Source organism: Bradyrhizobium cosmicum (genome assembly GCF_032290525.1).
Classification (GTDB): domain Bacteria; phylum Pseudomonadota; class Alphaproteobacteria; order Rhizobiales; family Xanthobacteraceae; genus Bradyrhizobium; species Bradyrhizobium cosmicum_A.
Genome location: NZ_JASXTA010000096.1, coordinates 1 through 406, shown reverse-complemented (window position 1 = coordinate 406; position 406 = coordinate 1). Strand labels below are relative to the sequence as shown.

Annotated in this window: 1 protein-coding gene; it reads right to left on the bottom strand. The window is 56.9% G+C overall.

The annotated features are described in order from the left end of the window. Positions 1 to 198: 198 nt before the first annotated feature. Positions 199 to 406: LysR substrate-binding domain-containing protein (locus tag QSV46_RS39200; RefSeq protein WP_314964022.1), on the bottom strand; the 208-nt coding region annotated here is incomplete at its 5' end.

The window sequence follows — 406 nt, the reverse complement described above, 5'->3', positions numbered from 1 at the left end:
GGAAAGATCGATGGGACGTTCGGTCATGTTTCTAAGATCTCCAGAGCGTGAATTCTTCATTCTTCTACGGTGCGGGGGTGGCCACCTGTCAGGGCTGAAGATGGGGCCTGCCGCCTTACCGCGCGCTGGCTAGGGAATTAAAGTTTTGTAATGGAGGCGGTTGTGGATGCGGCAGTTTAGCGCAGGTAAATCAACGGTTTAAGACGACGCCTGGAAGCTTCTTCGCAACCAGTCACGAAAGGCGATTAGGCCCGGATCGGTTTCGCGGAACGGACGATACACCAAGTACCAGGCCCGCCCTTTGGGAACAGAAATCGGAAATGGCGCAACCAGGCGCCGCATCGCGATGTCGTCTTCCACATAGGGACCCAACCCGATGGCAATCCCGACGCCATCAAGCGCGGCC